Origin of the sequence: Fervidicola ferrireducens, from assembly GCF_001562425.1 — a bacterium.
GTDB classification, from domain to species: domain Bacteria; phylum Bacillota; class Thermosediminibacteria; order Thermosediminibacterales; family Thermosediminibacteraceae; genus Fervidicola; species Fervidicola ferrireducens.
Map to the genome: position 1 here is coordinate 1 of NZ_LOED01000063.1, position 4,196 is coordinate 4,196.

At 42.5% G+C, this 4,196-nt stretch carries 4 protein-coding genes and 2 pseudogenes; all 6 read left to right on the plus strand.

What is annotated here, in order from left to right; translation table 11 throughout:
- Positions 1–231: 231 nt before the first annotated feature.
- Positions 232–535, plus strand: a pseudogene (locus tag AN618_RS14220) (UPF0236 family transposase-like protein); the annotation flags it as partial.
- Positions 536–872: 337 nt separating this feature from the next.
- Positions 873–1,076, plus strand: a pseudogene (locus tag AN618_RS12085) (hypothetical protein); the annotation flags it as partial.
- 358 nt (positions 1,077–1,434) lie between these two features.
- On the plus strand, positions 1,435–2,310 hold the full coding sequence (locus AN618_RS12090) for a DUF4846 domain-containing protein (RefSeq protein WP_222926516.1): 876 nt from the start codon (positions 1,435–1,437) through the stop codon (positions 2,308–2,310).
- The gene (locus tag AN618_RS12095) at positions 2,297–2,623 is read left to right on the plus strand and encodes an ADP-ribosylglycohydrolase family protein (protein WP_066355558.1); all 327 of its coding nucleotides are present in this window, start codon (positions 2,297–2,299) and stop codon (positions 2,621–2,623) included. Before AN618_RS12090 ends, AN618_RS12095 begins: the two co-directional genes overlap by 14 nt.
- Before the next feature lie 46 nt (positions 2,624–2,669).
- Positions 2,670–3,221, plus strand: a complete 552-nt coding sequence (locus AN618_RS12100) for a flavodoxin family protein (RefSeq protein WP_066355560.1) — start codon at positions 2,670–2,672, stop codon at positions 3,219–3,221.
- A gap of 16 nt (positions 3,222–3,237) precedes the next feature.
- Complete coding sequence (locus AN618_RS12105; protein ID WP_066355562.1) at positions 3,238–4,023, plus strand: PhzF family phenazine biosynthesis protein; 786 nt, start codon at positions 3,238–3,240, stop codon at positions 4,021–4,023.
- Positions 4,024–4,196: the final 173 nt, after the last annotated feature.

Consider the following 4,196-nt stretch of genomic DNA (forward strand, 5'->3'; position numbering starts at 1 on the left):
AAGACTTTCAAACAAATCTAAATTAATTTTGGTATTATTATCAAAATATGTGAGCATTCTTGATGTCACTCCTTCGTTGCTCGTGCAATAAAAACAATAGTTTTATTATGAATTTATTCTATAAAAAAAATTTAAATTCTTCTTACTTAAAAAAAAAAAAAAAAAAAAAAAAAAAAATTCTAAAATTTTATTACAAAAACTTAATCATGAGTCGGGACAGGGGGAAATGAACTAGAAAACAAAGTAGTAATAAGCGGCATGAGGGAATGGCCAGTAATGTGGGAGGAGACGTATGCGAAGGCGAGAGATATATGGGCCATAAGTCGCATAGAAGAGATAAACATAGGGGGAGATGGGGAGAAAGGGATAAAGCAGGGGTTAGAATATTTTCCCGGAGCTAGATACAGGCTAGACCCGTATCATCTCAGTAAGAACCTAATAGAAGCCCTTTGGTATGATGAAGAAACATAGCAAAGTACGCGAAGCTATACACGAGGGAAATTTTGAAGATACCCAAGAGATATTAAAAGAAGCGGCGGTCAACGATTATGAGCGAATGTCAGCCTGGAAGACGTGTGGTGCTCGATGAACCCAGCCAAATTTTGATTTGGTTGGCGTATGTTTACTTACGTGGGAGGAATTCGAGCATCTTTGTTGAACTTCTATATAAATTTGTCGAAAACCCGGCTGAAAATGGATATCTTTGGAGGTGAAGAAAATGCGAAAGAGGATTAAGGAATACGGCCTTTCGGTGCAGGCCGAATATTAAACAAAATATTTCAGGCCGCGGTAAAAGCCGCATACGGGGCTGTGCGGGACTTCCTTTTTACAGGGGGAAGAATGGTTGTCCAGAAAGGGGAAATTAATGGCGAATGGTGGATGGTGAGAAAGTGCATATTGAGAGGAAAAATAAGAGTTTTATTGAAGAATCCAGGGAATCAATTGCTTATCTTAAGAAGAGAGAAGAATTTTTAAGTAGAATTTTTGAAAACGAACAGATGCTTATAGTAGTCTGGGCACTGGATGGTAGAATAGTTTGGTTCAACAGATATACCCAAGCAGTAATTGGTATAGCGGAAATTCTGGGGAAAGGTGGCAACGAAGGCCCAACCTTGTCAATATTCTCTTTTTTTCTATAATGGAAGTTATCGGTTTTGGTCCTGGGCTGGCCCCAGCCAAAAAAAACTTAAAGAAGGTGGTGAAAAAAACGTATGAAGAATGAGAAACCTTTTGTATTGATAATTTTTATAATCGTTGCTGTATGTAGTGTTTTATATTTGTGGAAAGCATTTTGGAGTCATGCTGATTCAGCGATTATGAAGCTTGTAAATGAATTTGGGAGAAAATTACAAAATGTATCTTTACAGGCCCCTAGAAAAATCTAAACCATGTAAATTGCCACAGAAAAAGTTACCACGCGAGGAGATAGATACCTTGAGAAATATACTGCGTAGCGCTAAACTAATCCTTATCCTGATGGTGCTGTTTTTAACCGCTTGCACGGTAAGGGATGGCCTTAATTTAGACGGCGCTTCCGACGTTCCGGGAGAAAATTTAATAAATGTTAACGGAAGGACCGTGCAGGAGTGGATAAAGGTTCCTGAGGGGTTCGATAGGGTCAAGGTGCCCAAAGGATCTTTCGGTGAGTATTTGAGAAACCTGCCATTAAAGCCGCATGGCTCTAAGGTGAGGTATTACAACGGCATTCCGAAGCCCTGGGATGTCCATGTAGCCGTTCTCGATATTGATGTAGGAAACAGGGACCTGCAGCAGTGCGCCGATGCTGTTATTAGGCTGAGAGCAGAGTACCTCTACTGGAAAGGAGAGTATGATAAGATACACTTTAAATTTACCAACGGCTTTAGGGCCGATTATGTTAAATGGATGGAAGGTTACAGAATAAAAGTCGAGGGGAATAAAGCTTACTGGGTGAAGGTGGCAGAACGGTCCAACGATTACGAAACTTTTAGAAAATACCTGGATATAGTCTTTGCATACGCAGGTACGCTTTCATTGTCACAACAATTGAAAAAAGTGCCGGTTGAAGATTTGCAGATAGGGGACATATTTATCAAAGGTGGGAGTCCCGGCCATTGCGCAATAGTTCTGGATGTGGCGGAAAATAAGGCTACGGGAGAAAAAATCTTTATACTGGCCCAGGGATATATGCCTGCACAGGATATTCATATTCTAAAAAATCCGGCGAACGGCGAGGGCAACCCCTGGTATTCCATCAACTTCGGGGAAAGGCTTCAAACTCCGGAGTTCGTGTTCGCTCGGGATCAGCTGGCACGTTTTGAAACTAATTGATAACGCCCTCGCGCCAGCCTCTACTTGCGTATTTCACGCAAGACGTGGGCCGGGAAGTACCTGCCTTTCAGCTTTATCCAGCGGAAAGATGGGCACGATTGAACAGCCGATAAATAACAGCAAGGGTTGCGGCGGAGTTATGAGGGTTGCTCCGGTGGGGCTGTTTTATAGCAGGGAAAAAGCCTTTCGGATTGTCTGTGAGTGCGCAGCCTTAATGCACGGTCGCCCGAGCGGGTATCTCTCTGCCGGGGTTCTTGCTTATATTATTGCTTGCATTATAGAAGGAGTGGATGTAGAAGAAGCCGTAAAATAACTTTTAATAGATAAAGGTTTATTATTTTAAAGGGGGAAGCATTAAAATGAAAGTCATAGGGATTATAGGAAGTCCCAGGGAAGGCGGCAATACCGAAATTTTGGTGGAGAGAGTATTGAAGGGAGCGAGCGATAAGGGGGCTGAAGTTAAAACCTTCAAGTTGAATGAACTTAACATTAGGGGATGTCAGGGTTGCAATTACTGCAAGCAAAATGACGGGTGCATACAGAAGGATGACATGCAAAAAATTTACAATGAATTATTTTCGGCAGATGCAGTAGTAATAGGTTCGCCAATATACATAAGTTATGTCACCGCTCAGACGAAAATTTTTCTTGACAGGCTTTATGCGTTTTTAGTAGTCGGAAAGGGTTCGAAGCTTCCAGTTGGAAAAAAATGCGTGTTAGTGTATACTCAGGGTGGAGGTGATGACGGAAAGAAGGTAATGGAAGGAATAGCAGCGTTTTTAAAACGTGCCTTAGGTATGGATGTAAAAGCCATAATAGGCGGTAATAATCTCAATCCTTTGGGTGCAGTGAACGAAAGAGAGGATTTGCTACAGATGGCTTATGAAGCTGGTGAATTATTGGTAAGGTAAAAAAGAAGGTGAGGATATGAAAATTTATCAGGTGGATGCTTTTGCTCAGAACCTCTTTGAAGGGAACCCCGCAGGTGTATGCATTTTGGATGATCCGATTCCTGAAGAAATCATGCAAAAGATTGCGATGGAGATGAATCTTTCGGAGACCGCGTTTTTGCTAAAACGGGGTAGCGGTTACAGCTTGAGGTGGTTTACTCCCGAAACCGAAGTGGACCTTTGCGGGCATGCAACCCTTGCCAGCGCCCATGTTTTATGGGAAGAAGGGTATATAAAACAGGATGAAGAAGCGGTATTCTATACTAAAAGCGGGGTCTTGAAAGCTTATAAACAGGGTGAATATATAAACTTGGACTTTCCCCTGGAGGTGGCTGAACCGGTGGACCCGCCAGAGAGCTTGATAAAAGCCCTCGGCGTGCCTTTCCTATTCGCTGGAAAAAATAGAATGGATTATCTGATAGAGGTGGAAAGTGAGAGGGTTGTGCGGGAGCTAGAGCCTGATTTTGAATTGCTGAAGCAGATTCAGGCGAGGGGTATAATAGTAACCGGCGCATCAAATAATCCTGAATATGACTTTGTCTCGAGGTTTTTCGCCCCGGCTATTGGAATAAATGAAGACCCCGTGACGGGATCTGCCCATTGCTGCCTCGGACCTTACTGGAGCTGTAAGCTAAAAAAGAATCGATTGAAGGCTTATCAGGCATCGAAGAGAGGGGGTATTTTGAAACTTCAAATAGAGGGTGATAGGGTACACATAGGAGGAAAGGCTGTTACTTTTTTCAAGGGGGAAGTGTCTATATAATTTAGGTTTAATTAAATTGCGGGCTTATATTGAAGGAATAATCCGAAAGGAGATGATGAAATTGAAACCTGTTGAAGTCAACTACCACCCGCCTGTAGAGGCGGTGGCTTGCAAAAGCCATAGTTGACCAGCCTAAGGAACTGACTCGAAGGACAAGGGGATGATGTTCCTAC

Coding starts and splice junctions, on each gene's coding strand:
- AN618_RS12100 (WP_066355560.1), top strand. CDS start 2,670: ATGAAAGTCATAGGGATTATAGGAAGTCCCAGGGAAGGCGGCAATACC.
- AN618_RS12105 (WP_066355562.1), top strand. CDS start 3,238: ATGAAAATTTATCAGGTGGATGCTTTTGCTCAGAACCTCTTTGAAGGG.